The organism is Actinoplanes sp. URMC 104, assembly GCF_051386375.1.
Lineage (GTDB): Bacteria > Actinomycetota > Actinomycetes > Mycobacteriales > Micromonosporaceae > Actinoplanes.
Genome location: NZ_JBPQTO010000002.1, coordinates 2,143,393 through 2,169,136 on the forward strand (window position 1 = coordinate 2,143,393; position 25,744 = coordinate 2,169,136).

Sequence of the window (25,744 nt, forward strand, 5' to 3'; positions counted from 1 at the left end):
CGGCGGATACGAGAGGGCGCGGCTTTGAACATGGTGGCGGGCGTACAGCGCATCGGGGTCCCGACGTGACCGTGCTCGACACCGCCATCGACTCGCGCACCCCCGGCTACCTCGACAGCCGCAACGCGACGCTCGACCGGCTCGACCGGCTGGAGGCGGCGATCGAGGAGGCACGGTGCGGCGGGGGCGAGCGGGCGGTCACCCGGCACCACGCACGCGGCAAGCTGCTGCCCCGCGAACGCATCGAGATGCTGCTCGACCAGGACGTGCCGTTCCTCGAGCTGTCACCCGTCTCCGGCTGGGGCACCGAGTTCCCGGTGGGCGCCGGCGTGGTCACCGGCATCGGCGTGGTCGAGGACGTCGAGTGCATGCTGGTCGCGACCGATCCGACCGTCGAGGAAACGGCGGTCAACCCGTACGCGGTCGAGAAGATCCGCCGTGCCGCCCGGATCGCCGCGTGCAACCGCCTGCCGCTGGTCAACCTCGTCGAGTCCGCCGCCGAGACCGCGTCGGGCTCGCCGCCGGGCGGGGGTGTCGCCCGCGACCTGAGCCGCCTGTCCGCCGGACGGGTGCCCACGGTGTGCGTGGTCTTCGGGCCGACCAGCGGCGACGTGGCGTACCTGCCGGCGTTCTCGGACTACACGATCATGGTGCGGGGGCACGCCAAGGCCCTCGCCGCGCCGGCCGACCAGCTCGCCGAGGATGAGCGCGACGCGCTGCGCCTGGCGCGTCAGTGCGTACGCCGTCTGAACTGGCGCAAGTCGGGCCCGCCGCCGCGCACCTTCCCGCCCGCCGCGCCCAAGTACGACGCCGAGGACCTGCTGGCGCTCGCCGGCCCCGCCGAGCTGTTCGACACGCGCGAGGTGCTGGCCCGCATCCTCGACGGCAGCGACTTCGACGAGTTCAAGCCGGCGGTGGGCACCTCGGTGCTGGCCGGCTGGGGCGAGCTGCACGGCTATCCGGTCGGGGTGCTCGCCACCGCGGACGGCACGCAGACCAGCGCCGACGCCCAGAAGGCGGTGCACTTCATCCAGCTCGCCAACGCCACCGACACGTCGCTGCTGCTCGTCCAGCGCGACGAGGCCGGCACGTTCGGCTCCGGCGCGCTCGACGCGCTGGCGCACTCCACCGTGCCGCTTCTCGCCCTCAACACCGGACGCACCGGCGACCCCCGCTTCGTGTTCAGCTGGCCGGCCGACGGCCCCACGGCGGGCGACGACGACGGCGTCATCGACCCCCGTGACACGCGCACCGTGCTCGGACTCTGCCTGTCGGCCGTGCACAGCGCGGCCGTCGAGGGCGCCGGGCGCGTCGGCGTGTTCCGACCCGGAAAGGTAGACCAGTGATCCGACGCCTGTTGGTGGCCGACCGTGGTGAGATCGCCCGCCGGGTGTTCGCCACCTGCCGCCTGGTCGGCATCGAAACGGTCGCCGTGTACTCCGACGCCGATTCCGACGCGCCCCACGTCGGGGAGGCGGACTATGCCGTACGCCTCGACGGCGACACACCCCGGTCCTCGTACCAGCGCGGTGACCTGATCATCACGGCCGCCCAGCGCTCCGGCGCGAACGCGATCCATCCCGGCACCGGCGAGCTCGCCGAGGACCCGGACTTCGCCTCCGCGGTGGCCGACGCCGGCATGATCTGGGTGGGCGCGCCCGCCAAGACGCTGGGCGTGCTGCGCAGCAAGCAGGAGACCAAGGCCCTGGTGGCCGAGGCGCGGGTGCCGGTGCTGCCCAGCTTCACCGACCCGGCGCAGGTGCCCGGCTTCCCCGTGCTGATCAAGCCGGACACCGGCGCGGGCGGGATCGGGCTGCGGGTCGTGCGCGACGCGGCCACGCTCGCCGAGGCGCTGGCCTCCACCCGCCGCGAGGTGGGCGGCGAGGTCTACTGCGAGCCGTACGTCGACGACGTGCGCCACATCGAGGTGCCGATCATCGCCGACGAGCACGGCGCGGTGATCCCGTTCGGTGAGCGCGAGTGCTCGATCCAGCGCCGCTATCAGAAGATCGTCGAGGAGACCCCGTCCCCCGCCGTCGACCCGGGGCTGCGCGAGGAGCTCTGCCGCGCCGCGATCATCACGGTCCGCGCGCTGGGCTACGTCGGGGCGGGCGCGGTGGAGTTCCTGCTCGATACCAACGGCGACTTCTACTTCCTCGAGCTCACCCCGACCCTGCAGGCCGACCACGCGGTCACCGAGTGCGTGTCGGGCTACGACCTCGTCCGCCTGCAGGTGCTGGTCGCCGAGGGCGGGAGCCTGCCGATGCCGGGCCCGCCGCCGATCCGCGGCCACGCGATCGAGGTGCGGCTGTGCGCCGAGGACCCCGCGTACGCCTGGCTGCCCGTCACCGGCACGCTGCACCGCTTCGCCGTCCCGGACGTGGCGAGCCGGTTCCGTCCGCTGGCCGCCCCCGGGCTGCGGCTGGACGCCGGGGTCGAGGACGGCTCGGTGATCGGCGTGCACCACGACTCGACGCTCGCGAAGCTGATCGCCTGGGCGCCCACCCGGCAGGAGGCGGCCCGGATGCTCGCCTCGGCGCTGACCCGCACCCAGCTGCACGGCGTCGCAACCAATCGGGACCTGCTGGTGCGCGCCCTGCGCCACCACGCCTTCCGCACCGGCGACGTGGACACCGGCTTCCTCGACCGCCGGCCCGAGGTGTTCGCCCCGCTGCTGTCGGCGGTCGACGCCGTACGCCTCTCGTGCCTCGCCGCCGCCCTGGCCGGAGCCGCCGCCCGGCGCGCCGCCGCCACCGTGCTGCGTTCGCTGCCCTCCGGCTGGCGCAACGTGCCGTCCGGCTCGCAGACCGCGGTCTACGACGGCCCTGCCGGCCCGGTGGAGGTCGGCTATCGCATGAACCGGCACGGCGAGCTTGCCGGCTGGTGGGTGCGCACGGTCGACCCCGAGGAGCTGGATCTGGCGGGGCTGGGCCAGGCGCCGGTGACCGCGGACTACCCCGAGACCGTGGTGGTGCACGCCGGCGACGAGCGCGTGGTGCTCGACGTGAACGGCATCCGGCTGACCTTCAACGTGCACCGGGTCGGCGAGGTCTCCTACGTGGACAGCCCCGAGGGCTCGGTCGCGCTGCGCGCGCTGTCCCGCTTCCCGCTGCCCGCCCCGGACGCCGTCGAGGGCTCGCTGATCGCGCCGCTGCCGGGAGCCGTCCGCCGGGTGCTGGTCGTGCCGGGTCAGCGGGTGCGGGCCGGGGAGCTGCTGCTCACGCTCGAGGCGATGAAGCTGGAGCATCCGGTGCACGCGCCGAGCGCCGGGGTGGTCGCCTCGCTGCCGGTGCAGCCGGGCGCCGAGGTCGACACCGGCGAGCTGTTAGCGATCCTGGATCCCGAGTAGGCCGAACAGCCACCTCTTCTTCGGCTGCCGCGGGTGCCGCACGGTCGGGGTGTCGTCGCCGGGGCCGAACCGCGGCGGTGGCACGTGGCTCGCCGGCTGCAGCTGCACGTCCGAGAGCATGTCGCGCAGCTGGCGGGCGGTCGGGCGGGAGGCCGGGTCGTTGGCCATGCCGTAGCGCAGCACCTGGGTCAGCGCCGGCGGGACGCCGGGCAGGTCGGGGATGGGCTGGTTGAACAGGTCCATCAGCGTGATCAGGCTGGGGCTGCGGTCGCCGTCCCAGCGCGGCGGGCGGCCCCGCATCACCGCGTAGAGCGTCGCGCAGAGCGCGTAGACGTCGACCGCGCCGCTGGGCTCGTCGTGGCGGAACATCTCGGGCGGCGCGTACGCCGGGGTGAGCACCTCGAGCGTCACCGAGGAGTCGCGCATCTCGCCCAGCACGGCGAGCCCGAAGTCGGCGAGCACGGCCGAGTTGAACTGCGAGTACAGGATGTTGGCCGGCTTGACGTCGCGGTGCAGCACCCCGTTGGCGTGCGAGTGCACCAGCGCGTCGGCGATCTTGACGCCCAGGTCGCGGGTCTCCTGCGCGCCGAGCGGGCTGCGGCGCATGCGGTCGAGGTACGACCCGTCGCACAGCTCCATGATCAGGTAGGGGTGCTGGTCGACCGTCACGCCGACGTCGAACAGGTCGACGACGTGCGGATGCGACGACATGCGCCCGGCCGCCCGCGCCTCGCGCAGGAAGCGGGCCTGGTCGCGGTCGCTGTCGAGGCGGCGGTTCTCCACCTTGATGGCGACCTCGCGGCCCACCGAGTCCTGCATCGCGCGGTAGACGGTCGCGTATCCCCCGCGGGCCATGACCGACAAGCCGGACATACCAGGCACGTACGGAGCCGGGATCGCTCCGCGCGGTGTCTCGGTCATGAGGATGAAAATACGCCAGATGCCCTGGAGATCATCGAGGCACGTCAGACGCGTAGGCGACAGTTGCCGGCGGGGCGGGCTCCACCGCGGTCGCCGCGAGCGCCGCCCGCAGCTCCTCGGCCGCCAGCCGTTCGCTGGTCTGCTCGGTCGAGTACGCCAGCAACACCGCCTCCTCCGCCGCCTCGCGCGCCTGCTCGCACCGGTCGGCGGCGGCCAGCACCCGGGCGTACGTCATCGCGGCCAGCACCCCGCTGCGCACGTCCTCGGCGTTCACCGCGCGCGCCCGCTCGATCCAGGTCAGGGCGGCGTCGACCCGGCCGTCGGCGAGCAGAGCGGCGGCGTACGAGGCCAGCGCGTGCCGCCGGGAGAACAGCAGCGACGGCACCCCGGTGTCGGTGGCGATCGGCGCCAGCAGGCCGATCGCGGTCGTCGCGTCGCCTGCCCGCAGCCGCGCCTCGGCCAGCAGCACCCGCGGGCCGACCTGCGCCGGCGCCATCGGGTTGTGCGGCTCCACCGCGGTCATCACCCGCCGGGCGTCCGCCTCCGCCGCGGCCAGGTCACCGCGGTGCAGCGCCACGAACCCGCGCAGCGTGCCCGCCATGCCCAGCAGCAGCGGGTGCCCGGTGCGGTCCGCGTACGTCAGAGCGTCGCCGAGCAGATCGTGGGCGTGCTCGAACTCGCCCAGCCCGCGGGCGATCGCACCACGCACGACCAGCGCGAATCCGCGCCCCCAGTCGTCGCCCACGGCGTTGAAGTCGCGGTAGGCCCGGCGCGCCTCGCCGTCCGCCTCGGCCAGCTCGCCCAGCTCGGCGGCCGCGTACGCCTCCACGGCGCGCAGCGTGCCGACCGCCCACGCCTCGCCCACCCGGTCGCCGAAGGGCAGGAACACCCGGGCCAGCCGCCGCGACTCCTGCAGCCGGCCGGCGAGCAGCCGCGCGAACGCCGTGGTGCCGCGCAGCCACGAGCGGCCCACCGGGTCGCCCAGCTCGGCGAAGAGCCGGGCCGCCCGGCCCAGCACCGCGTCCGTGCCGGCGAAGTCCCCGCGGGTCGTGGTCACCCAGGCCAGGTTCTGCAGCGCCCAGGCCTGCCCGTGCCGGTCCCCGGCCGCCAGCGTCACCTGGTAGGCCGCGGCGAACCGGCTGCTCGCCTGGCTGAGCCGCCCGGCCAGGAAGTCGGCCATGCCGAGCCGGCGCATCGCGTTGGCCCGCTCCGGCAGCAGCTCGGCCTCGGTGGCCACCTCGAGCGCCTCCTGCCACGCGGTGACCGCGCGGCCGGTATCGCCCAGCGCCTCGTGCGCCCGGCCGACCACGAGCAGCGCCTCGGCCTTGCTCACCGGCTCGTCCTCCGCGGCCTCGGCGATCTTCTCGCCGTGCGCGAGCGCCTCGTCGGCCCGGCCCAGGCGCAGCAGGGCCCGGGCGTGCACGAGCTGGTCGGGCAGGGGCAGGCCGCCGGGGGCCAGCGCGGCGGCGCGCTCGGCGTACTCGATGGAGGCGCCCGGTTCGATGTTGGCCAGCGCCCGGCGCGCCAGGCGGCCCAGCGCGGCCACGCCGAGCGGCGCGACGTCGCGTACGGCCGCCTCGGGGCGCAGCCGGACGGCGTCGGCCAGCTCGACCGCGCACTCGGCGTGGGTGGCGACGAACGCGTCCCGCTCGTTGTCGCTCAGGTTGAGCCGGGCCGTGCTGTCGTAGGTGGAGCTCGCCAGGTTCTCCGGCGCGGCCCAGTTCGCCAGGTAGGCGTGCCGGTCGGCGAGGTCGGCCTTGCCGATGCCGGTGTACGCCGCCTCGCGCATCAGCGGCGTCGTGAAGGCGTAGCCGCCGCGGGACCGATGCAACATGCGACGCTGCAGCAGCTCGTCGATCGAGCGTTCCAGCTCGACCGCGGCCACCGCGCCCGGCCGCGCGTCGGTCGAGGCCCGCCGCTCGCGCAGCGCCTCGATCACGCCGGTCGGCACCGTGTCGCCGACCACCGCGGCGTCGCGCAGCACCGACCGCGGCTCGGGCGGCAGCGCGTCGATGCGCGCCGCGAGCACGGCCGCGAGGTCGCGCGAGAGCAGCTGCTTGCCCAGCGAGCCCGCCGCGAGCTGCCACTTGCCGGCCGCGTTCGCGCCCACCGCCGGGGTCAGCGCGCCACGCTCCATGAGCAGCGTGACCATCTCGGCCAGATAGAACGGGTTGCCCTGCGCGGTGGCGAGCAGCTTGTCGGTGTCGGGCTGCGGCAGCTTGCCGCCGTTGAGATAGGAGGTGAGCAGCCGGGAGGCGTCCGCGCCGCGCAGCGGCGGCAGCGTGTGCACCTCGGCGTCGGCCAGCCGGGTCAGCGCGCCGGCCGTGCGCGCCAGCTCTGGCCGGCCGAGCAGCAGCACCACCACCGGGCCGTCGAGCAGCGAGAGCGTACGCCCGAGGGCGTCCACGGTCGACGCGGTGGCGTCGTGCAGGTCGTCGACGATGACCACCAGCGGCGCCTCGGCGGCCAGCGCGGTGAGCAGCTCGGCGACCGCGGACGACAGCGCCTCGGCGTCGGCCCGCTTGCCGCTGGGCTGCCAGTCGGCGTCCGCCGCGGGACCGACCGGGTTGGCCGGCGCCTCGCCATAGCCGAGCAGCGCCAGCAGCCGGTCGAAGTCCAGCTTCGCCGGCTCGCCGCGGCCCAGCCGGTTGGCGAGCTTGCGCAGCCGCTCCTCGACCACCGGCCGGCCGACCGTGGACACCACGTCCTTGGGCAGGCCCACCGACTTGCGCACCAGGTCGGCCAGCGGCGCGAAGCGGCGGCGCTCGCCGAACGCGCGGCAGCGGACCCGCAGCACCCGCGCCCCGGTGTGGGCCGCGTACTGCCCGTTGCCCACGTCGTAGCCGGCCGCGAGCCGCTTGACCTCGCCGGCGAACCGGGACTTGCCGATGCCCGCCTCGGCGGTCATCACCATCACCCGCGGCGTCTGCGAGTCGATCGCCTCGGCCAGCCGCCCGGCCACCCGGCCCAGCTCGGTCTCGCGCCCCACGAACGGCGCCTCGTCGCCCAGGCCCGAGCGGGTGCCCGGCGCGTCGTGCAGGCCGAGCAGCTCGAACGCGGGCACCGGCTCGCGCTTGCCCTTGAGCCGCAGCGGGCGCAGCTGGCGCCAGGAAGCCACGTGCCGGGTGCCGCCGCTGGTGCGCGAGCCCGCGTAGACCGCTCCGACCGCGGCGGCGTCGGCCAGCCGCGCGGCGGTGTTCACCGTGTCGCCGATGACCGTGTATTCGATGCCCGCCTGCATGCCGGCCACGACCTCGCCGGTGTTGAGGCCCACGCGCAGACCCAGCGGGGCGCCGCCGCCGCGCTCGTCGTCGAGCACCCGGCGGACCGCGCGCTGCATGCTCAGCGCGGCGCGGACCGCGCGCTCGGCGTCGTCCTCGTGGGCCACCGGGGCGCCGAAGACCGCCATGATGCCGTCGCCGGTCAGCTTGTCGACGTGACCGCCGAACGTCTTGACCGCGCCCGCCAGCGCGGCGAGCACCCGGTCGGTGACCGCGCCGACCCGCTCGGGGTCGAGGTCCTCCGACCAGGAGGTGAAGTCGGACAGGTCGCCGAAGAGCACGGTGACGATGCGCCGCTCCGCCGCGGGCAGAGTGGCGGCCGCCGGCAGGGCCGCGCCGCAGTTGTGGCAGAAGCGGGCGCCCGGGACGGCGACGGTTCCACACACCGGACAGGTCACAGCGGATCCAACCTGCCTGCGGGTGTTCCTGATTCCCCGATTTTGTGATTCAGATAATCGAGTTGCGCGGCCGCCGACCAGATCGCCGCGAACCGCACCGCCGGGTCGATGTCGGGATAAACGCGGTCGACCACCTGCTCAGGAGTGGTCGCTCCGGCGGCGACGGCCGCCTCCACCTGCGCCAACCGCTCCCGCCGGTGATCGAGGTAGGCGTTCGCGACCGCGGCCACGTCCTCGCGCACGGGGCCGTGGCCCGGCAGCATGACGACCTGCTCGTACGCACTGAGCTGCTCGAGACTGCCCAGATAGGCACCGAGGTCGCCATCCGGATGGGCGACCACCGTCGTGCCCCGTCCGAGGATCGTGTCGCCGGTGAACATCGCCGGCGACCTGCCCGCGCCCACCAGGAAACACACCGAGTCGGAGGTGTGCCCGGGCGTGGCCAGCACCGTGATGTCGCCGGTGAGGGGGCCGGGCCGGAGCGGACCGCCCCCGATGCAGTGCGCAGGATCGGCGGCCAGCACCGGCGTGCCGCCGAGGAGCTCGGACAGCCGGGCGGCGCCCTCGACGTGGTCGTGGTGACCGTGAGTGACGAGAATGGCCTCGTACGGTCCCAGCCCGGCTATCCGGGCCAGGTGCCCCTCGTCGAGCGGGCCCGGATCGATCACATAGCCGTGTTCCCGCAGGACCCACGTGTTGGTGCCGTCCAGCGTCATCGGGCCCGGGTTGGGCGCGCGCAGCAGCGTCACCCAGCCCGGCAGTCCGTCGCGCGCAGCACCCCCCATACGCGAAATCCTACGTCCTGCAGGGGGTTGAGCGAGAGGACCGGATGTGCGATCTCAGTGCCCGCTCAGGTTACGCATTGCAACCAGGCGGCTAGGCGACCTCGAAGATGACCTCGACCTCGACCGGGGCGCCCAGCGGGAGCTCGGCCACGCCGACGGCGCTGCGGGCGTGCCGGCCCTGCTCGCCCAGGACGTCGCCGAAGAGGTTCGACGCCCCGTTGACCACCGCGGGCTGGCCGGTGAAGCCCGGCGCCGACGCGACGAAGCCGGTCACCTTGACGACCTTGACGACCCGGCCCAGCCCGACGAGCGACTCGACCGCGGCCAGCGCGTTGAGGGCGCAGAGGCGGGCCGACTCGACGGCCTGCTCGGGCGAGACCTCGGCGCCGACCTTGCCGGCGTGCGGCAGCTTGCCCTCGACGAGCGGGAGCTGACCCGAGACGTACACGTGGTTGCCGGTCTGCACCGCCGGGACGTAGGACGCCAGCGGCGGCACGACCTTGGGCAGCGTCAGACCCAGCTCGGCGAGCTTCGCGTACGCGTCGACGCCCCCCTCACCGCTGATCGGCGTGGTCACGATTTCGGCCGCTTCAGATAGGCCACCAGCTGCTCCGGGTTCGGCCCCGGCACGACCTGTACGAGTTCCCAGCCGTCCTCGCCCCAGTTGTCGAGGATCTGCTTGGTCGCGTGGACCAGCAGGGGCACGGTCACGTACTCCCACTTCTGCATCGCTCGCCTACTCCCTAATCGTCGGTACCGGGTCAGCTTAGGGCCCACGGACGGCCCCGCTTGTCTAGGCTGAGCGAGCCGTAGCGACCGTCACTGGGAGATCACGGAGGGCGACATGACGCACCCGCGAGGCGGCGAGCCGGGTCATCCCGAGCCCACCCCGGTGCCCTCGCCCGAGCCGGAGCCGCCGCAGCCCATCCCGCCGGACGACCCCATCCCGGCGCCGCAGCCGCCGCACGACTGGCCGCCCGCCGCCGGCCCGGTCGCCCCGGCCTTCGCGGGGGCCGACTTCATCGACGCCGGGCCCGAGCCGGAGGACCACCGGCAGTGGCCGCCGCCCGGCGCCTTCGCCGACGAGGCGCCCGACAGCACCCAGGTCATCCCGGCCGGGCAGGCGAGCGGCTGGCAGCCCTCGCCGGCGACCTCGCCGTGGCACGCCCGGCACGAGGCGCCCGGCGAGTGGCAGACCTCCCCGCCCGAGCACCTGGCCTGGCAGCACTCGGTGCCCGCCCAGCCGCCGCAGGCCTCGCTGCAGTCGCCGCTCCTGCCCGGCGAGCCGTTGCAGTCGCCGCTCCTGGCGGCCGAGCCGCCGGAGGCAGGAGCGCCCGAGCCGATCTGGGCGGGCGCGCAGCAGCCCTACCAGGTGGCCGGCGACTACCGCCCCCGCCGCCGGGGCGGCCTGTGGGTCTCGCTGGCGCTGGTCGGCACGCTGGTCCTGTGCGGCGGCGGCGCTGTCTCGGCGTACTTCCTGCTGCGCGACGCCGACAACCCCGGCTCGCCTGACCCGGCCACCGCGGTCAACCGCTTCCTCACCGCCGTCTACACCGAGCAGGACGCGGCCGCCGCGGACGACCTGGTCTGCCGTGAGGCCCGCGACGAGACCAAGATCGCCGATCGGGTGTCGGAGATCAGGGCGTACGCCGAGGGCTACACCGACCCCGTGTTCCGCTGGGCCGACCCGCGGATCGCGGAGAACGGCGAGGACCGCGCCCGCGTCTCGGTGGAGGTCACGCTCACCACGGCGGACGAGAAGAGCGCGGCGCAGGAGCTGGAGTTCACCGTGATCCGCAAGACCGGCTGGCTGGTCTGCGAGGTCACGGGCTGAGCGGTCGCCGTACCTTTGGTCCATGGGCGAGCACGTGAGCAGATGGCCGGCACGGCTGCACGTCGTGACCGGCAAGGGCGGCACCGGCAAGACCAGCGTGGCCGCGGCGCTGGCGCTGGGCCTGGCCGCGGAGGGCCGGCGCACGCTGCTGGTCGAGGTCGAGGGCCGGCAGGGCATCGCGCAGCTGTTCGAGACCGAGCCGCTGCCCTACAAGGAGCTGCGGATCGCCACGGTGGCCGGCGGCGGCGAGGTGCGCGCGCTCGCGGTAGACCCCGAGGAGGCGCTGCTCGAGTACCTCGACATGTTCTACCACCTGGGCGCGGCCGGCCGGGCGCTGCGCAAGGTGGGCGCCATCGACTTCGCCACCACGATCGCGCCGGGTCTGCGCGACGTGCTGCTCACCGGCAAGGTCAAGGAGGCCACCACCCGGTCGCAGGACGGCCGCAGGGCGTACGACGCCGTCGTGCTCGACGCCCCGCCGACCGGCCGCATCGGGCGCTTCCTCAACGTCACCGCCGAGACCGCCAAGCTCGCCAAGGTCGGCCCGATCAAGTCGCAGAGCGAGGGCGTCTCGTCGCTGCTGCGCTCGCCGATGACCTCGGTGCACGTCGTCACGCTGCTCGAGGAGATGCCGGTGCAGGAGACGCTCGACGCGATCGCCGAGCTCACCGCGCTGCACATCCCGGTCGGCCGGATCGTGTTGAACGCCACTCGCCCGGCGCTCGTGACCGGCGGCAAGGTCACCAAGGCCGAGCTCAAGCGGGGTCTGGCCGAGGCGGGGCTGCCCACCGACCCGGTCACCGTCAACGGGCTGGCCACCGAGGTGAAGGCGCACCTCACGCGGCAGGAGCTGGAGGAGTCGCTGCGCACCGAGCTGGCCGAGGCGGGCCGGCCGCTGGTCGAGCTGCCGCTGCTGCCCCACGGCGTCGATCAGGCCGGGCTCGACGAGCTCGCCGCGGCCCTGATGCGTGCGTGACCGGACACAGTCGCCGTGCGCGGGATCAACGACGGATTACGCTTGAGCAGTGGCTGAAGTGACCGCTGAACGACTCGATGTCGACGGTCTGCTCGCCGACCCCGCGACCCGGATCGTCGTGTGCTGCGGCGCGGGCGGCGTGGGCAAGACGACCACCGCTGCCGCGCTCGGGCTGCGGGCCGCCGAGGTGCACGGGCGGCGCACCGTGGTGCTGACGATCGACCCTGCCCGCCGGCTGGCCCAGTCGATGGGCCTCAGCGAGCTCGACAACACCCCGCGCCAGGTCAAGGGCATCGACGGCGACAACGGCGGCGAGCTGCACGCCATGATGCTCGACATGAAGCGCACCTTCGACGAGGTGGTGCAGCAGCACACCACGCCGCAGCGCGCCGCGGAGATCTTCGGCAACCCGTTCTACCAGGCCATGAGCTCGACGTTCTCCGGCACGCAGGAGTACATGGCGATGGAGAAGCTGGGCCAGCTGCGGGCGACCGACGAGTGGGACCTGATCGTGGTGGACACCCCGCCGTCGCGGTCCGCGCTCGACTTCCTCGACGCGCCGGCCCGGCTGTCGCGGTTCCTCGACGGCCGCATGCTGCGGATGCTGCTCGCCCCGGCCCGCGGTGGGCGCAGCATGTTCAGCCTGGTCACCGCGTCGTTCGGGCTGTTCTCCAAGGCGGTGCAGAAGATCCTGGGCGCCCAGCTGCTGACCGACCTGTCCGGCTTCGTCGCGGCGCTCGACTCGATGTTCGGCGGCTTCCGGCAGCGCGCCGACCAGACGTACCGGATCCTGCAGGACCCGCAGACCGCGTTCCTGCTGGTCGCGGCGCCCGAGCGGGACGCGGTGCGCGAGGCGGCGTACTTCGCGGAGCGGCTCGTCGCCGACCGCATGCCGCTCGCCGGGCTGGTGCTCAACCGGATGCACCGCTCCGAGGTGGCGAGCCTGTCGGCCGACGACTCGCTCGCGGCGGCCGAGACCCTCGCCGGGGCCGGCGACCACTCGGTGACCGCCGACGCGCTGCGCATCCACGCCAACCTCGTCCGGCAGACCGAGCGCGAGGAGCGGGTCGCAGCGACCTTCACGGACGCCTTCCCCGCGGTCCCGACGGTCGCCGTCACGGCGCAGCCCGCCGACGTGCATGACGTCGACGGGCTGCGGACGATCGGCGCGCTCCTGGCGTAGCCCCGCTGTTTCAGCGGGTCGGGACGAGCACCTTGTCGGAGCCCTTCTCCCGCATGGCGGCCTCGAACATCTTCCGCCAGCTCGCCACGTGCGGGTGGCGGCGCAGCAGCGCGCGCCGTTCCCGCTCGGTCATGCCTCCCCAGACGCCGAACTCGATCCGGTTGTCCAGGGCATCGGCGAGGCACTCGTAGCGAACCGGGCAGCTGCGGCAGATCCTCTTCGCCACGTTCTGCTCGGCGCCCTGCACGAAAAGCGCGTCAGGGTCGCCACTCTGACACGCCGCCATGCTGGGCCAGTCGCTGATCATCCCCATGTGTAAACGTCCCCCCTTGCGTTACCCCCTGACGCCCGCGCGCTCCTGCCTGACCAGGCAGTTGAGTCCCCCAAGCAGCACAGACGTCGTGCGACAGCTCGCCGGACCATCATGCTCTGTAGTCGGGCGATTACGCAACGTTGTCCCTCAAATACGTACAGCTCGGTGGTTCCGGGCGAAGGACACAAACCCATGGCAACAGTTCGGGTGCCGGGACGGTGCGCATCGTGGAAAAGTCCCCCAAGATCTCCTCCGGAGGGGCAGAATTGTTGGTGCGAAGCGTGACCTTCTCGACGGGCAGTCACGTGCGGTCGTCGCGTACCCTGCTCAGGTGACCTCCTGGATGCGCAGACGCGATCACAACATCTTCGCCAATGCGACCTCGCTGCTGATCTGCGGTTTACTCGCCGGTGTCGTCGTCGCCGCCGCGGCCTTCCCCGCCGCCGCGATGTCCGGACTGGCGGCCAAGGCCGGTGGCGAGACCTTCGCGCAGCTGCCCAGTGAGCTCAAGGACTTCAGCTCCCCGCAGATCACCCGGATCTACGCGTCGGACAACAAGACACAGATCTCGCAGTTCTACGACGAGTTCCGCAGCGACGTCCCGCTCAAGGACATGTCGAAGTACATGCGCGACGCCATGGTCGCGGCCGAGGACCGGGAGTTCTACAACCACAACGGCGTCGACCTCAAGGGCGTCGCGCGCGCGTTCGTGAACAACAGCGGCAAGTCCGACTCCAAGCAGGGCGCCTCGACGATCACCATGCAGTACGTGCGGATGTCGCTCGCCTACTCGGCGACGAACCCGCAGGAGGTCGTCGACGCGACGAAGGACACGCCCAAGCGCAAGATCACCGAGATGAAGTACGCGCTGCAGGTGGAGAAGGAGCTCAACAAGGACCAGATCCTGGAGCGCTACCTCAACATCGCGCCGTTCGGCAACCAGGCCTACGGCGTGTACGCCGCCAGCCAGGTCTACTTCAACAAGAAGCCCAAGGACCTCACCGCCGGCCAGGCCGCGATGCTCGCCGGCATGGTGAAGGCGCCGACCAGCTTCAACCCGACCACCAAGGGCGGCTACGACCAGATCAAGCAGCGCCGCGACAACTACATCCTCCCGGCCATGGTCGAGATGGGTTCGATCACCGCGGCGCAGGCCGACAAGGCGAAGAAGGAAGCGATCCCGCGCCAGGTCAAGCCGATCGGCAACGGCTGCGTCTCGGTCGCCAACAACAACTGGGGCTTCTTCTGCGACTACTTCTACCGCTGGTGGATGAGCCAGGAGGCGTTCGGCGCCACCCCGTACGACCGGGAGCGGCGCCTCAAGAGCGGCGGCTACCGGATCACCACGACGCTGGACATCAAGGCCCAGGCCGACGCGCGCAAGCGGATCGCCGACCACATCGCCGAGATGGACAAGAACGCGCTGCTGCTGGCCGCGACCGAGCCGGGCACCGGCAAGGTGCGGCTGCTGGCGGCCAACCGCAAGTACAAGCTGCCCGACGCCGAGCACCCGAACCCGCTGTCCTCGGACAAGCGCAAGGCCAGGGCGGGCGTCCGCGCGACGTACCCGAACACGACCAACCCGCTGCTCAGCGGCGGCGGTGACATCACCGGCTACCAGGCCGGCTCGGTGTTCAAGATCTTCACGATCATCGCCGCGCTCGAGAAGGGCTACCCGCTGGCCTACCCGATCAAGGCCGAGAAGCGGGCGAAGACCAGCTACATCATCGACAGCAGCAACGACTCGGCCTGCCCGGGCACGCACTTCTGGTGCCCCAGCAACTCCGGCGGCGGCGGTGAGGGCGTCTACAACATGTGGACCGGCTTCGGTAAGTCGATCAACACGTACTTCGTGCCGCTCGAGGAACAGGTCGGCGCGGAGAACGTGGTGGCCGTGGCCAAGCGGTTCGGCGTGCAGTTCCGGGTGCCCAACGAGAACGACTGGGCCAACGACCAGGAAGCCGCCCACCAGTGGGGCGCGTTCACGCTGGGCGTTTCGTCGTCGACCCCGCTCGACATGGCCAACGCGTACGCCACGCTCGCCGGCGACGGCATGTACTGCGAGCCCACCCCGATCGAGCAGATCAGCACGGCCGACGGCGACAAGCTCGACATCGGCAAGCCGATGTGCCGACGGGCGACCAGCAAGGACGTGGCCCGTGCCGCGATCGACGCGGCCCGCTGCCCGGTCGGCGACTCGGCCCAGCTGGGCTCCTGCAACGGCGCCTCGACCGCCCGCGCCACCAAGCAGACGGTCAAGCACCCGGTGTTCGGCAAGACCGGCACCACCGACAAGGACAAGACCGCCGCGCTGATCGCGGGCACCACGTCGCTGGTCGTCGCCGGCTACATGGCGAACCCCGACTGGCCCGACCACCGCGACCGCATGTCGCACGACGTGGTCAACCCGGCGGTCTACGAGACGCTCGCCGACTTCATGGACGGCAAGCCGAAGGACCAGTTCAAGGAGCCGGAGAACCGCAAGATCGCGTTCGGCGACCAGCGGTCGATCCCCACCGTGACCTGCAGCTCGCTCGACGACGCCCGCGACGAGATCGAGGACGCCGGCTTCGACGTCTCGATCGGCACCGAGCAGGAGTCGGACTGCCCGGCCGGCACCGCCGCGGGCACGAGCCCCGACGGCCGCACCATCAAGGGCGGTTTCGTCATCATCCACCCGAGCAAGGGCAAGGCCCCCGAGACGCCCGCCGTCCCCGGCGGCCAGCCCTCGGGCCCGCCACGGCGCCGCTAGCTCACCTGCCCGGAGAGGGGCGGGACATCCACCGGATGTCCCGCCCCTCTCGCGTGTGGACGCGCGTTCCTACCCTTTGACCATGGAACGCATCGTGATCCGGCCCCGCATCCAGGTGCCGCTGCTGGTGGGGCTGTTCGCCATGTGGACCTTCGTCGGGGCCAGTTACTTCATCGATGGCGAGACGGTCGCCAAGCACGACTGGTTCGGCGTCGGACTGGGTGTCCTCTGCCTGATCACGGGCCCGGTCGGCATCTGGCGAGGCCTGCGGCTCGGCACCGTGATCGACCGGACCGGCATCCGGGTACGCAACTTCGACAGCCGGGACCAGGTGATCCCGTGGAGCGACGTGCGGTCGGTGGAGTGCGCGGAGATCGACGTCAGGGGCGGCCTGCCGCTCTACGGGCCCGTCATCGTGCTCGACGCCGTCGCCTTCCCGGTCCGGTTGCTCGGCTCCTATTCGCGCAAGGACGCCCAACGCAAGGTCGAGATGCTGCGGGGTTTCGGCGTCACGGCGGAGACACCAGAGGCCGCCTCCCGTGAGGGAGACGGCCTCTGACGTGGCCGGGGTGCGGCACTGGCTCCCGGTACTCCACGACGGCCCGGATCAGCTCAGTCGCCTCTGATCTCCTTGGCCCGCTCGTGCAGGATCGCCTCGAGGACTTTCTTGGGCAACGGCTTGTCCGGCGGGAACCGCACGGTGCTCTCGGCGTGGTCGTAGCCGTCCAGCAGGTCGCCGACCCGGCTCAGCGCGGAGGTGCTCCACACGCCCAGCGAGGAGTGGTTCTTGAACGCCTTGAAAGCGCACAGTGTGTCGCCATCCAGCTTGAACAGCGGCTGACTCCACTTAATGTGCTCGGTGGCCTCCGGGTACAGTTCCTTGATCTGTTCGTAGAGCGCCTCGAGCGCCGCGCGATGCGATTCCGGCACAGTGGCCAAATAGCCCGGGACGTCATCGAAATCTGCAGCCATATCGACTTAACCTAACGAGGCTATGGCATACCGTCAACGACCTCGGGATGACCCGGGAATAGTGAAATAATCGGATTTGTGTCACAACTGCGCGAGGCTTGTCCGCAGATCGATCCGCTGCCGCCGGCCCAGCACCGCGCGCCCGCCGCGCTGACATCGGAGCGCTGCCAGGGCACCGCGCGGTCCTGAGTAAGTGACTACCAGCACGCTTAACCTGGTTCTCATCCCCCAACGGCATGCCTCCTGTCCGGCAGGAATGATGAATCCGTCGCGATCGTCACCGAGCGGATGACCGGTATGCGGTGAGGTGAACCAGTCGGTCTCGAAGCCGGGTTCGTGCGATCGAGGGAAATCCGTATCGAGTGGCAGCTCTACGAATAGGACACGGGCGAATTCGTGCGGTGCCCACCGAAGGACGACTCCCGTCGAACGGTGGATACGCCGGAGTATCTCGACCTGTTGATCCGGGAGCACATCGAGCGAACCAGCCTGAAGCTGTGCCGCTGCCACGCACGGTCGACAAGGCCGCTCCTGGCCTGGGCGCCGAGTGGCCGGCCGCGCAACGGCACCGGAACTGCCGCCGGAAAAGCATCAGGCCCGGTCATCGTTTCCGGTGACCGGGCCTGCCCTGCAACTACCTTGGTCGGGGTGGCCGGATTTGAACCGACGGCCTCTTCGTCCCGAACGAAGCGCGCTACCAAGCTGCGCCACACCCCGAGCTGCCTGGAAATACTATCCGACGCCGCGCGCGACGCGAAATCGGTATCCCCAGAAGCGTAAAACCGCAGGTCAGCGCGGTATCAGGGTGAGCAGGGAGGCCTCCGGGCGGCAGGCGAAGCGGACCGGGGCGGTGGGGTGGGTGCCCAGGCCGGCGGAGACGTGCAGCCACGCGTCGGAGCCGGGGCGGCGGTGCAGGCCCTTGGCCATCGACAGGGGCAGGTCGCAGTTGGTGGTCAGCGCGCCGAGGAACGGGACGCACACCTGGCCGCCGTGGGTGTGGCCGGCCAGCAGCAGCTCGAAGCCGTCGCCGGCCATCGCGTCGAGCACCCGGGAGGCGGGGGTGTGCGTGACGCCCACGTGCAGGTCGGCGCCGCTGGAGATGGGGCCGGCCACGAGGTCGTACCGGTCGCGGTTGATGTGCGGATCGTCGACGCCCACGAGCTCCACCGAGCGGCCGCCCGCCTTGAGGACCGTACGGGCGTTGTTGAGGTCGGCCCACCCCGCGTCCAGCAACGCGGCGCGCAGGTCCTCCGTGGGCAGGTTGGGACGCCTCAGCTGGTCGTCCTCGTACTCCGAGGAGGGGCGCACCAGGTACGACAGGGGGTTCTTCAGCCGGGGGCCGCGGTAGTCGTTGGATCCGAAGACGAACGCGCCGGGCACGCCCAGCAGCGGGTCGAGCGCGCGCAGCACGCCGGGCACCGACTCGGGGTGGGCCATGTTGTCGCCGGTCACCACGACCAGGTCGGGGTCGAGACCGCCCAGCGCGGCCACCCAGGCCTGCTTGCGCCGCTGGTCGGGCATCATGTGCAGGTCCGAGAGGTGCAGGATGCGCAGCGGCTCCGCATCGGGCTCGAGCACCGGCACGTCGAAGCGCCGGAGCGTGAAGAGGTTGCGTTCGATCAGCGAGCCGTAGGCGAACGTGGCGGCGCCGGCCGCGACTGCTGCGGAGCCCACGGTGAAAAGGGAGCGCTTGCGCATGGAAAGCAAGGGTAGTTTCTCCGTCCATGGGAACGCTGAAGGACCGCCTGAACGATGATCTGCACACCGCGATGAAGGGTCGCGACGAGCTGACCACGGCGACGCTGCGGATGGCGCTGGCCGCCGTGCGCAACGCCGAGGTCGCCGGATCGCAGGCCCGTGACCTCTCCGACGACGAGGTGCTCGCGGTGCTGACCAAGGAGTCGAAGAAGCGTCGCGAGGCGGCCACCGCGTTCGCCGACGCGGGCCGGGCGGAGCAGGCGGCGAAGGAGCGTTCCGAGGACGAAGTGCTCGAGCGCTACCTGCCCCGGCAGCTGACCGACGACGAGATCGCCGATCTGGTGGCGCAGGCCCTCGCGGCGGGCGGCTTCACGGGCAAGGGGCAGATGGGCCCGGCCATGAAGGCCGCGCAGGCCGCGGTCGCGGGCCGCGCCGAGGGCGGGCGCGTGGCCGCCGAGGTCCGCAAGCAACTGGGATAAAGCTCAGGTCCGCAGGTTGCGGGTCGATTGCTGCAATCGACCTGCAACCGCGGAGGAAGAGCGTCCATGACCTGCACGAACTGCGGCTCGGCCGCATCCGAGCCGAACGGCTGGTGCGGCAACTGCGGCCAGCCGGTCGCCTCGTACCCGCCGGTGCAGCACCCGCCGTCCTGGCCGGCCGCCCCCGGGCCGGGCGCCGGGCAGCAGCCGGCCTGGGCCACCGACGCGACGGCGACCTTCGCGGTGCCCGGTCAGCACGTCGCCGGCCCGCCGCCCGTCGCTCCGCCGGCCGCGTATCAGCAGGCCGCTTATCCGCCGCCCGCCGCCGCGTATCAGCAGGCCGCGTATCCGCCGCCCTACGCCCCGCCCGCTCCCCCGCCGTACGGCTCCCAGCCGCCGCCCTATCTGGTGAGCATGCAGGCGCCGCAGGCGGCGGCGCGCCGGACCGGCAACCCGTTCAGCATCGTCGCGTTCGTGCTGGCCGCCGTCTCGCTGCTGTTCCCGACGCTCGTCGGACCGCTCGCGATCGTCTTCGGCGCGGTGGCGCTCTACCGCCGCGAACGTCACGGCAAACTGGCCCTCACGCTGGGTCTGCTGGGCCTGCTCGCCGGCGTCGCGCTGAGCATGGCGATCACCCACCTCCTGACCAGCTGAGCCCGCACAAAGCAGCGGGGGCACGGCCTCAGGCCGTACCCCCGCACTTCTCCGGTTCTGATTCAGGCGACCCACAGCGGCGATCGCGGGCCTAGAGGGCCAGCTGGGGTCGCACCGGCACCGCCGTCACGGCGGGTCCGACGCTGCGGCCCGGGAGCTGCTGCTGCGGCACGGCGTACGGGCCCAGCATCGACTCGACCGCCGGGGCGATGGCCGGACGGTCGTTGAGCTGGATCAGCCGGGCGGCGCGCGCCAGCGAGCCGGTCTCACCGTCGCGGAAGCCCTCGCGGTATCCCTTCTCGTAGCGTTCACCCCGGCCGAGGGCACGGCCCAGGGCGAAGCAGGAGGAGCCGGCGAGGGCTAGGAGGAAGAGCAACGCGAAGGGTGTCACCGTTATTTTCCTTCCGGGGTTTATGTACTAATTAGCCGAAAAGTACCCCTAGAGGATCCCGCATGCGGTAGAGCGGTGATCAAGTACGCCAACGGGTGACTAGACGTTGACAGGAGCCCCGGACAGCCGTTCGGGCACGGCGTCCACGTCGGTCGGTGGACACAGGTGGTAGCCCTGGCCGTATCCGCAGCCCAGCCCGCGCAGCGCCGCCAGCTGCGCCGCGTTCTCGATGCCCTCGGCCACGACCCGCAGGCCGAGGATCTGCGCGAGCTCGACGATCGTACGGACCAGAGCCAGATCCTCCCCGGTGAGCTCGGCCCGCGCGATGAACGCCCGGTCGATCTTCAGCTCGTCCACGGGCAGCTCGCGCAGGTAGGCAAGCGACGAATAGCCGGTGCCGAAGTCGTCGATGGACAGCTGCACGCCGAGCCCGCGCAACAGGTTCAGCGCCGACTTGCCCAGGTCGGGCTCGCTCATCAGCACCGACTCGGTCAGCTCGAGCGTGACCGCGCTCGACGGCAGGCCCGCCACGGCCAGCGCGCGCATGACGTTGTCGGCGAACCGCGGATGCATCAGCTGGTGGCCCGACACGTTGACGTTGAGCCCGAGGTCGGGGAAGTCGCGCCGCCACTTCGCCACCTGCACGGCGCTCGTCTCGAGCACCCACTGTCCGATGTCGGCGATCAGGCCGAACTCCTCGGCGATCGGGACGAAGTCGACCGGCGAGACGAACCCCCGCGTCGGGCTGTGCCAGCGGATCAGCGCCTCCACCCCGGCCGGGCGCCCGTCGGCGAGCCGGATCAGCGGCTGGTACTGCAGGCGGAACTCGCCCTCGCGCAGCGCTCGCTGCAGGTCGCCGCGCAGGCTGAGGTGGTCGAGCGCTTCGGCGTGCATGTACGGCTGATAGAGCAGCACCCGGCCCGGCCCGTCCTTCTTGGCGCGGTACATCGCCACGTCGGCGTTGTTCAGCAGCTCCTCGGACTTCTCCTCGGCCTCGCGCGAGATCGCGATCCCGACGCTGGCGCCGATGAAGATTTCGCGGCCGGCGATCCGGAACGGCTCCTTGATCGCGGCGACGACGCGCTCGCCGACGACCTCGGCGGACTCGGCCGGGGAGTCGTGCAGCAGCGCGGCGAACTCGTCGCCGCCGAGCCGGGCGGTGGTGTCGCTGGCCCGTACGCATCCCCGCAGCCGGCGGGCCACGAGGGCGAGCAGCTGGTCCCCCGCGTCGTGGCCGAGGCTGTCGTTGACCGCCTTGAACCGGTCCAGGTCGATGAACAGCACGCTGGTCGGGTCGGAGTCGGTGCCGCGCGACGCGAGCACGCGGTTGAGGATCTTGAGGAACAGCGCACGGTTGGGCAGCCCGGTGATCGGGTCGTGGTGCGCCTCGCGCACCGCCTCGACCGTACGGGCATCGGTCAGCGCCAGGCTCACCTGCTGGGCGAAGGCCGCCAGCTGGTCGCGCTGCTCGGTCTGCTGCCCGGCCACCCCCGGCAGGTGCGCCACCAGGCTCCCGGCCATCTCGCCGGTGACCCGCACGGGGGCGCCGATCATCCAGCCGTTGCGGTCGGGGCGCACCACCACCGTGCCGCCCGCCATCGCCGCGCGGGCCAGGCTCTCCGGCGGCGACTCGCCGTCCCCGCAGGTGGAGGCGACGGTCAGCCGGCGGTCCGCGCCACCCTCGGCCAGCATGAGCGTCACCGTGGCGCCGCCGAGCAGGTCGGCCGCGCCGCTCGTGACCGCGTCGAGAATCTCGGGCAGCGGCCGCCGGGCCGAGATCGCCCGCTGGATCGTCAGCAGCGACTCGACCAGGCGTTGCCGGGTCTGCGCCGTGGTGGCCTGCCGTTCCTTCTCGGCGCGCAGGTGACGTTCCGCGGCGAGCACCCGGATGCTGCGCAGCGCCAGCCCGAGGACTTGGCCCATGCCGCGCAGCATCTGGCGTTCCGCCGGGTCGAACGGCTCGGCCAGGCGGGCCACGATCAGCGCGTCCCCGCTCTCGGCGCCGAGCGGGTTGCTGACGGCGTGCAGCTCCCCGACGTACGGGACGGCGAGCATCGGCTGCCCGGCGGCCACCTCGTGCAGGGCGGTCGTGGGGATGATCGGGCCGAAGCCGTACGCCCCGAAGACCTGCCCCTCGCGGACGACCGCGCCCACCTCGGCCTCGACCATCTCGGTCGCCCGCTCGACGGCGTCCGCGATGGCCGATACCTCGTCCTCGGCCGCGTTCACCGCGGTGAAGTACTCCGTGAGCTGATGCGTCGACCAGGAGACCATGGTCAGGCCAGGGCGAGGGTGACGAGGGTCAGCGCGTGGGTGCCGAGCGCGCCACGGACCCGGGCGATCTCACCGAGCGTGTAGAAGCCCGCGAACGGCGCGTCGCTCAACGCCGTACGCATCGCCTGGATCTCCTGCTCGATGCCGCCCTCCACGAGACCGGCCCAGCGGCCGCCGCAGTCGAAGGCGAGCACGCCCAGCGGCGGCAGGCCGTCGAGCCGGGCGATCGCCTCGGTGCACGACCAGGCCGCGCCGTCCAGCATCGCCTGCCGGTCGCCCTCCATGAGCCAGACCAGCGCGCCCTGCGGCACGTCTGCGGTGCCCCAGACCGTACGGGCCTCGTCGTCGCCGGCGTGGATGACGCGGATGTCCTCGCCGCTGCGGCGCGACAGCCCGAGGGGTTGCAGCGCCCGGCCGCCGTTGAAGAGCTGATCCGCCGAGCCCTCGAGGTTGTTGCGGCGCAGCAGCACATCCAGCGCCGGCTCGCCGTCGAGCTGGTAGATGTGCGGGCCGCTGCTCTTGGTGACCACCATCGGCGGTTCGATGCGGCGCCAGCCGTGCGCCACCCCGATGCCGATCGGCCCGTCCGAGCCGAGCGCCAGCCCCACCACCGAACCGGTGAGCACCTCGTCGCCGATGAACTGGTAGGTCTGCTGGAACCTGCGGTCGTCCGCCGCGAAGCCGCCGACCAGCGGAACCCCCGCGCCGACCGCCGTGTACGCCCCGCGGACGATCTCGTGCGGCTGCCCGGACAGCCCGTCGGCGAACAGCACCAGCACCTGGTTCTCGTCGTCCAGGCCGTGCAGCGCCTCGGCGGCCGCCGCGCCCGCGGCCCGCGGGTCGTTACGGCTGATCCGGGCGGCCCGCGCCTGCACGGTGAAGCCGTCGCCGCCGAGCGCCGCGACCGCGACGCCCCCGCTGGTGGTGCCCGCGCTGCCCAGCTCGCCCATGGTCGTGGCGCCGACGATCTCCGCGTCCGGCCCGCACTCGAGCCGTACGCCCGAGAGCAGCGCGGGCAGGTCGTGAGCCACCGAGGCGAAGACGAACACCGCCTTGGTCTCCCGGCCGCCGATCGCCTCCGCCGCCGCCTCGGACCCCGCCTTGCGCGAGTCGGGTGCGCTGCTCTGGCCCACGCCGAACCACCGGTGCAGGATGCTCTGCATGATCCTCTGATCGGCACGGTTTGTCGGTTGCTGAGTGGTTGCATGCGGGGTGCTGTCCGGTGTCCGGGAGCGGCCTGACAGGCTAGTGTCTTGTGACTGACTCTGACCTCGCGCGGCAGGTCCGCGCCGTGAGCCGGCTGACCGGCGAGTTCACCCTCCGCTCGGGCCGCATCGCGAACGAGTACTTCGACAAGTACCAGTTCGAGGCCGACCCCGAGCTGCTCGACCGGCTCGCCGAGCAGATGGCCGTGCTGATCCCGGAGGGCACCGAGGTGCTGGCCGGACTCGAGATGGGCGGCATCGCGGTGGTGACCGCGCTGGCCCGGCACGCCAAGCTGCCCACCGCGTTCGTCCGCAAGCAGGCCAAGCAGTACGGCACCGCCCGGCTCGCCGAGGGCGCCGAGGTGGCCGGCCGCCGGGTGCTCGTGGTCGAGGACGTGGTGACCTCCGGCGGCCAGGTCGTCATCTCGACGAAGGACCTGCGCAAGCTCGGCGCGCACGTCGACCACGCGCTCTGCGTGATCGACCGCCAGGAGGGCGGCGCCCAGGCCCTCTCCGAGGAAGGCATCCAGCTGCGCGCGCTGCTGACCCGAGCCGACCTCGAGGCCGCCGCCTAGATCCCATGGTCGTGGTGCGGGGTGGTGGAGCCGCTGCCCTGCACCGAGGCATCAGAGCGCAGGCGCTCGGCAAGGCGGAGGTGGCGGAACTCGTAGACCATCCCACCTGCCGCAGAACTCCCCGCTCATACGCATCTTCGAGGGACGAGCACCCAGGCCAGCAGGAACATCAGGTCGTGAACAGCCGCAGCACGAGGGCCGCCGTGCAGGCGAGGAGCACCAGCACCGCCACGCGCAGCCACGGGAAGCCCGGTCGCGACACCAGGCCAGTCTGCGCGTGACCCGGCGCGGCAACAGTCGCCCGCGCGACCGGAGGGTCAGACTTTCAGCGTTTCCCGGCGTACCCAGTCCAGGTACGCCGGGTTGCCGGCGAGCACCGGCAGGGCCAGCACGCACGGGACGTCGTACGGGTGCTCGGCGTTCGCGCGTTCGACGATGCGGTCGACCAGGTCGGCGCGCGTGTGCAGGGCCACCCGCGCCTCGGGGTCGTCGTGGACCGCGCCGTCCCAGCGGTAGATCGAGCGGATCGCGGCGACCTGCTGGCCGCACGCGGCGAGGCGGTCGTCGACCAGGCGGCGGGTGAACTCCGCGAGCCACGACGGGTCGGCCGCGGTGATGACGACCTCGACGACGTCGGGCCGGGTCATTTGGACAGCTCGGCGGCGAGCAGCTCGGCGATCTGCACCGTGTTGAGCGCGGCGCCCTTGCGCATGTTGTCGCCGGTGACGAAGAGGTCGAGCGCGCGGGGGTCGTCCATGGCGCGGCGGATGCGGCCCACCCACGACGGGTCGGTGCCGACCGCGTCTATCGGCATCGGGAACTCGCCGGCCTCGGGGTCGTCGACCAGGATCACGCCGGGCGCGTTGCGCAGCACCTGACGGGCGCCCTCGGCGTCGACCTCGGAGGCGAAGACGGCGTGCACGGCGATCGAGTGCCCGGTGACGACCGGGACCCGTACGCAGGTGGCCGACACCTTGAGCGCGGGCAGCTCGAGGATCTTGCGGGACTCGTTGCGCAGCTTGAGCTCCTCGGACGACCAGCCGAGCGGCTCCAGCGCGCCCGACCAGGGCACCACGTTGAGCGCGAGCGGCGCCGGGAACGGGCCCAGGTCGTCGCCGACCGCCTGGCGTACGTTGCCCGGCCGCGAGCCCAGCAGCCGGTCGCCGGCCACCTTGCTGAGCTGGTCGTGCAGCGTGTCCACGCCGACCTGCCCGGCGCCGGAGGCGGCCTGGTAGGAGGCCAGCACCAGCTCGCGCAGCCCGTACTCGTGGTGCAGCGGCGCGATCGCCATGATCATCGCCAGCACCGTGCAGTTCGCGTTCGCGACGATGTTGCGCGGGCGGTGCCGCAGCACCTCGCGGTTGACCTCGGGCACGACGAGCGGCACGTCGGGGTCCATGCGGAACGCGGCCGAGTTGTCGACCACGATGACGCCGCGGGCCGCGATCACCGGCGCCCACTGCAGCGACACCTCGTCGGGCACGTCGAACATCGCGACGTCGACGCCGTCGAACGCCTCGGGGGTCAGCTCGGCCACGGTGAGCTGTTCACCGCGGCAGCTCAGCACCTTGCCGGCCGACCGCGACGAGGCGATCAGCCGGATCTCGCCCCAGACGTTGCGCCGGGACGACAGCAGCTCGAGCATGACCGTGCCGACGGAACCCGTGGCACCGACGACGGCGAGCGTGGGCTGCGCCATGGCCC

The 25,744-nt window shown here is 72.2% G+C and carries 23 protein-coding genes and 1 tRNA gene; 10 read left to right on the forward strand and 14 right to left on the reverse strand.

Translation table 11 applies throughout. From position 1 onward, the window contains the following. Positions 1 to 65 precede the first annotated feature (65 nt). Both ACSNN8_RS11045 and ACSNN8_RS11050 read left to right on the forward strand, forming a co-directional pair. Positions 66 to 1,346 (forward strand): carboxyl transferase domain-containing protein, encoded by a 1,281-nt coding sequence (locus ACSNN8_RS11045; RefSeq protein ID WP_436648557.1) that lies wholly within the window; start codon positions 66 to 68, stop codon positions 1,344 to 1,346. After that, the gene (locus ACSNN8_RS11050) at positions 1,343 to 3,349 is read left to right on the forward strand and encodes a biotin carboxylase N-terminal domain-containing protein (RefSeq protein ID WP_436648558.1); all 2,007 of its coding nucleotides are present in this window, start codon (positions 1,343 to 1,345) and stop codon (positions 3,347 to 3,349) included. Before ACSNN8_RS11045 ends, ACSNN8_RS11050 begins: the two co-directional genes overlap by 4 nt. Here the strand turns inward: ACSNN8_RS11050 and ACSNN8_RS11055 are convergent. From ACSNN8_RS11055 to ACSNN8_RS11075, 5 genes are all read right to left on the reverse strand, one after another. Then, entirely contained in the window at positions 3,326 to 4,270 is a 945-nt protein-coding gene (locus ACSNN8_RS11055; RefSeq protein ID WP_436648559.1) for a serine/threonine-protein kinase, read from the reverse strand. The genes ACSNN8_RS11050 and ACSNN8_RS11055 overlap by 24 nt on opposite strands. Positions 4,271 to 4,301: 31 nt before the next feature. Next, entirely contained in the window at positions 4,302 to 7,949 is a 3,648-nt protein-coding gene (locus ACSNN8_RS11060; RefSeq protein WP_436648560.1) for an adenylate/guanylate cyclase domain-containing protein, read from the reverse strand. Continuing rightward, the gene (locus tag ACSNN8_RS11065) at positions 7,946 to 8,734 is read right to left on the reverse strand and encodes an MBL fold metallo-hydrolase (protein WP_436648561.1); all 789 of its coding nucleotides are present in this window, start codon (positions 8,732 to 8,734) and stop codon (positions 7,946 to 7,948) included. Before ACSNN8_RS11065 ends, ACSNN8_RS11060 begins: the two co-directional genes overlap by 4 nt. Positions 8,735 to 8,825: 91 nt before the next feature. Further along, positions 8,826 to 9,311 carry a RidA family protein gene (locus tag ACSNN8_RS11070; RefSeq protein WP_436648562.1) on the reverse strand — a complete coding sequence of 162 codons (486 nt, stop codon included), beginning with the start codon at positions 9,309 to 9,311 and terminating at the stop codon, positions 8,826 to 8,828. Beyond that, entirely contained in the window at positions 9,308 to 9,463 is a 156-nt protein-coding gene (locus ACSNN8_RS11075) for a DUF4177 domain-containing protein (RefSeq protein ID WP_093619400.1), read from the reverse strand. Before ACSNN8_RS11075 ends, ACSNN8_RS11070 begins: the two co-directional genes overlap by 4 nt. Positions 9,464 to 9,578: 115 nt before the next feature. Here ACSNN8_RS11075 and ACSNN8_RS11080 point away from each other — a divergent pair, with 115 nt between their 5' ends. The 3 genes from ACSNN8_RS11080 to ACSNN8_RS11090 are packed head-to-tail and all read left to right on the forward strand — an operon-like array spanning position 9,579 to position 12,727. Then, the gene (locus ACSNN8_RS11080; RefSeq protein ID WP_436648563.1) at positions 9,579 to 10,568 is read left to right on the forward strand and encodes an Rv0361 family membrane protein; all 990 of its coding nucleotides are present in this window, start codon (positions 9,579 to 9,581) and stop codon (positions 10,566 to 10,568) included. Between the two features lie 22 nt (positions 10,569 to 10,590). Continuing rightward, positions 10,591 to 11,544, forward strand: a complete 954-nt coding sequence (locus ACSNN8_RS11085; protein WP_436648564.1) for an ArsA family ATPase — start codon at positions 10,591 to 10,593, stop codon at positions 11,542 to 11,544. 58 nt (positions 11,545 to 11,602) lie between these two features. Next, positions 11,603 to 12,727, forward strand: a complete 1,125-nt coding sequence (locus ACSNN8_RS11090) for an ArsA family ATPase (protein ID WP_436649518.1) — start codon at positions 11,603 to 11,605, stop codon at positions 12,725 to 12,727. 10 nt (positions 12,728 to 12,737) lie between these two features. Here ACSNN8_RS11090 and ACSNN8_RS11095 read toward each other — a convergent pair whose 3' ends face one another. Continuing rightward, positions 12,738 to 13,040: a WhiB family transcriptional regulator gene (locus tag ACSNN8_RS11095; RefSeq protein ID WP_436648565.1), complete on the reverse strand. Its 303-nt coding sequence runs from the start codon at positions 13,038 to 13,040 to the stop codon at positions 12,738 to 12,740. Between the two features lie 343 nt (positions 13,041 to 13,383). Between ACSNN8_RS11095 and ACSNN8_RS11100 the strand changes: the two genes are divergently transcribed. Both ACSNN8_RS11100 and ACSNN8_RS11105 read left to right on the forward strand, forming a co-directional pair. Continuing rightward, positions 13,384 to 15,792, forward strand: a complete 2,409-nt coding sequence (locus tag ACSNN8_RS11100) for a transglycosylase domain-containing protein (RefSeq protein WP_436649520.1) — start codon at positions 13,384 to 13,386, stop codon at positions 15,790 to 15,792. An 82-nt stretch (positions 15,793 to 15,874) separates the two neighbouring features. Then, positions 15,875 to 16,351, forward strand: coding sequence for a PH domain-containing protein (locus tag ACSNN8_RS11105; RefSeq protein WP_436648566.1), 477 nt, complete (start codon positions 15,875 to 15,877; stop codon positions 16,349 to 16,351). 53 nt (positions 16,352 to 16,404) lie between these two features. On the opposite strand, the gene ACSNN8_RS11110 is transcribed toward ACSNN8_RS11105, so the two are convergent. From ACSNN8_RS11110 to ACSNN8_RS11120, 3 genes are all read right to left on the reverse strand, one after another. Further along, positions 16,405 to 16,764, reverse strand: coding sequence for an iron chaperone (locus ACSNN8_RS11110; protein ID WP_436648567.1), 360 nt, complete (start codon positions 16,762 to 16,764; stop codon positions 16,405 to 16,407). 640 nt (positions 16,765 to 17,404) lie between these two features. After that, positions 17,405 to 17,481: transfer RNA gene (locus ACSNN8_RS11115), tRNA-Pro, on the reverse strand. 72 nt (positions 17,482 to 17,553) lie between these two features. Beyond that, positions 17,554 to 18,462 carry a metallophosphoesterase gene (locus tag ACSNN8_RS11120; RefSeq protein ID WP_436648568.1) on the reverse strand — a complete coding sequence of 303 codons (909 nt, stop codon included), beginning with the start codon at positions 18,460 to 18,462 and terminating at the stop codon, positions 17,554 to 17,556. Positions 18,463 to 18,488: 26 nt separating this feature from the next. On the opposite strand from ACSNN8_RS11120, the gene ACSNN8_RS11125 reads away from it, so the two are divergent. Both ACSNN8_RS11125 and ACSNN8_RS11130 read left to right on the forward strand, forming a co-directional pair. Next, positions 18,489 to 18,941: a GatB/YqeY domain-containing protein gene (locus ACSNN8_RS11125; RefSeq protein WP_436648569.1), complete on the forward strand. Its 453-nt coding sequence runs from the start codon at positions 18,489 to 18,491 to the stop codon at positions 18,939 to 18,941. A gap of 66 nt (positions 18,942 to 19,007) precedes the next feature. Continuing rightward, the gene (locus ACSNN8_RS11130) at positions 19,008 to 19,595 is read left to right on the forward strand and encodes a DUF4190 domain-containing protein (protein ID WP_436648570.1); all 588 of its coding nucleotides are present in this window, start codon (positions 19,008 to 19,010) and stop codon (positions 19,593 to 19,595) included. Positions 19,596 to 19,686: 91 nt separating this feature from the next. On the opposite strand, the gene ACSNN8_RS11135 is transcribed toward ACSNN8_RS11130, so the two are convergent. The 3 genes from ACSNN8_RS11135 to ACSNN8_RS11145 form a co-directional block, all read right to left on the reverse strand. Beyond that, positions 19,687 to 19,986 carry a hypothetical protein gene (locus ACSNN8_RS11135; protein ID WP_436648571.1) on the reverse strand — a complete coding sequence of 100 codons (300 nt, stop codon included), beginning with the start codon at positions 19,984 to 19,986 and terminating at the stop codon, positions 19,687 to 19,689. Positions 19,987 to 20,085: 99 nt separating this feature from the next. Then, positions 20,086 to 22,260, reverse strand: a complete 2,175-nt coding sequence (locus ACSNN8_RS11140; protein ID WP_436648572.1) for a putative bifunctional diguanylate cyclase/phosphodiesterase — start codon at positions 22,258 to 22,260, stop codon at positions 20,086 to 20,088. 2 nt (positions 22,261 to 22,262) lie between these two features. Next, complete coding sequence (locus ACSNN8_RS11145; protein ID WP_436648573.1) at positions 22,263 to 23,423, reverse strand: FIST signal transduction protein; 1,161 nt, start codon at positions 23,421 to 23,423, stop codon at positions 22,263 to 22,265. Positions 23,424 to 23,515: 92 nt separating this feature from the next. Here ACSNN8_RS11145 and pyrE point away from each other — a divergent pair, with 92 nt between their 5' ends. Next, positions 23,516 to 24,040, forward strand: a complete 525-nt coding sequence (gene pyrE, locus ACSNN8_RS11150; protein ID WP_436648574.1) for an orotate phosphoribosyltransferase — start codon at positions 23,516 to 23,518, stop codon at positions 24,038 to 24,040. 317 nt (positions 24,041 to 24,357) lie between these two features. Here the strand turns inward: pyrE and cutA are convergent, their stop codons facing one another. Together cutA and ACSNN8_RS11160 are read right to left on the reverse strand one after the other, a co-directional pair. After that, positions 24,358 to 24,687, reverse strand: a complete 330-nt coding sequence (gene cutA / locus ACSNN8_RS11155; protein ID WP_436648575.1) for a divalent-cation tolerance protein CutA — start codon at positions 24,685 to 24,687, stop codon at positions 24,358 to 24,360. Further along, the gene (locus tag ACSNN8_RS11160) at positions 24,684 to 25,739 is read right to left on the reverse strand and encodes an aspartate-semialdehyde dehydrogenase (protein ID WP_436648576.1); all 1,056 of its coding nucleotides are present in this window, start codon (positions 25,737 to 25,739) and stop codon (positions 24,684 to 24,686) included. The genes cutA and ACSNN8_RS11160 overlap by 4 nt, the downstream gene beginning before the upstream one ends. Positions 25,740 to 25,744: the final 5 nt, after the last annotated feature.

Coding starts and splice junctions, on each gene's coding strand:
- ACSNN8_RS11120 (WP_436648568.1), bottom strand. CDS start 18,462: ATGCGCAAGCGCTCCCTTTTCACCGTGGGCTCCGCAGCAGTCGCGGCC.
- ACSNN8_RS11055 (WP_436648559.1), bottom strand. CDS start 4,270: ATGACCGAGACACCGCGCGGAGCGATCCCGGCTCCGTACGTGCCTGGT.
- ACSNN8_RS11160 (WP_436648576.1), bottom strand. CDS start 25,739: ATGGCGCAGCCCACGCTCGCCGTCGTCGGTGCCACGGGTTCCGTCGGC.
- ACSNN8_RS11140 (WP_436648572.1), bottom strand. CDS start 22,260: ATGGTCTCCTGGTCGACGCATCAGCTCACGGAGTACTTCACCGCGGTG.
- ACSNN8_RS11105 (WP_436648566.1), top strand. CDS start 15,875: ATGGAACGCATCGTGATCCGGCCCCGCATCCAGGTGCCGCTGCTGGTG.
- ACSNN8_RS11100 (WP_436649520.1), top strand. CDS start 13,384: ATGCGCAGACGCGATCACAACATCTTCGCCAATGCGACCTCGCTGCTG.
- ACSNN8_RS11130 (WP_436648570.1), top strand. CDS start 19,008: ATGACCTGCACGAACTGCGGCTCGGCCGCATCCGAGCCGAACGGCTGG.
- ACSNN8_RS11075 (WP_093619400.1), bottom strand. CDS start 9,463: ATGCAGAAGTGGGAGTACGTGACCGTGCCCCTGCTGGTCCACGCGACC.
- ACSNN8_RS11125 (WP_436648569.1), top strand. CDS start 18,489: ATGGGAACGCTGAAGGACCGCCTGAACGATGATCTGCACACCGCGATG.
- ACSNN8_RS11065 (WP_436648561.1), bottom strand. CDS start 8,734: ATGGGGGGTGCTGCGCGCGACGGACTGCCGGGCTGGGTGACGCTGCTG.
- ACSNN8_RS11080 (WP_436648563.1), top strand. CDS start 9,579: ATGACGCACCCGCGAGGCGGCGAGCCGGGTCATCCCGAGCCCACCCCG.
- cutA (WP_436648575.1), bottom strand. CDS start 24,687: ATGACCCGGCCCGACGTCGTCGAGGTCGTCATCACCGCGGCCGACCCG.
- ACSNN8_RS11110 (WP_436648567.1), bottom strand. CDS start 16,764: ATGGCTGCAGATTTCGATGACGTCCCGGGCTATTTGGCCACTGTGCCG.
- ACSNN8_RS11095 (WP_436648565.1), bottom strand. CDS start 13,040: ATGGGGATGATCAGCGACTGGCCCAGCATGGCGGCGTGTCAGAGTGGC.
- ACSNN8_RS11085 (WP_436648564.1), top strand. CDS start 10,591: ATGGGCGAGCACGTGAGCAGATGGCCGGCACGGCTGCACGTCGTGACC.
- ACSNN8_RS11145 (WP_436648573.1), bottom strand. CDS start 23,423: ATGCAGAGCATCCTGCACCGGTGGTTCGGCGTGGGCCAGAGCAGCGCA.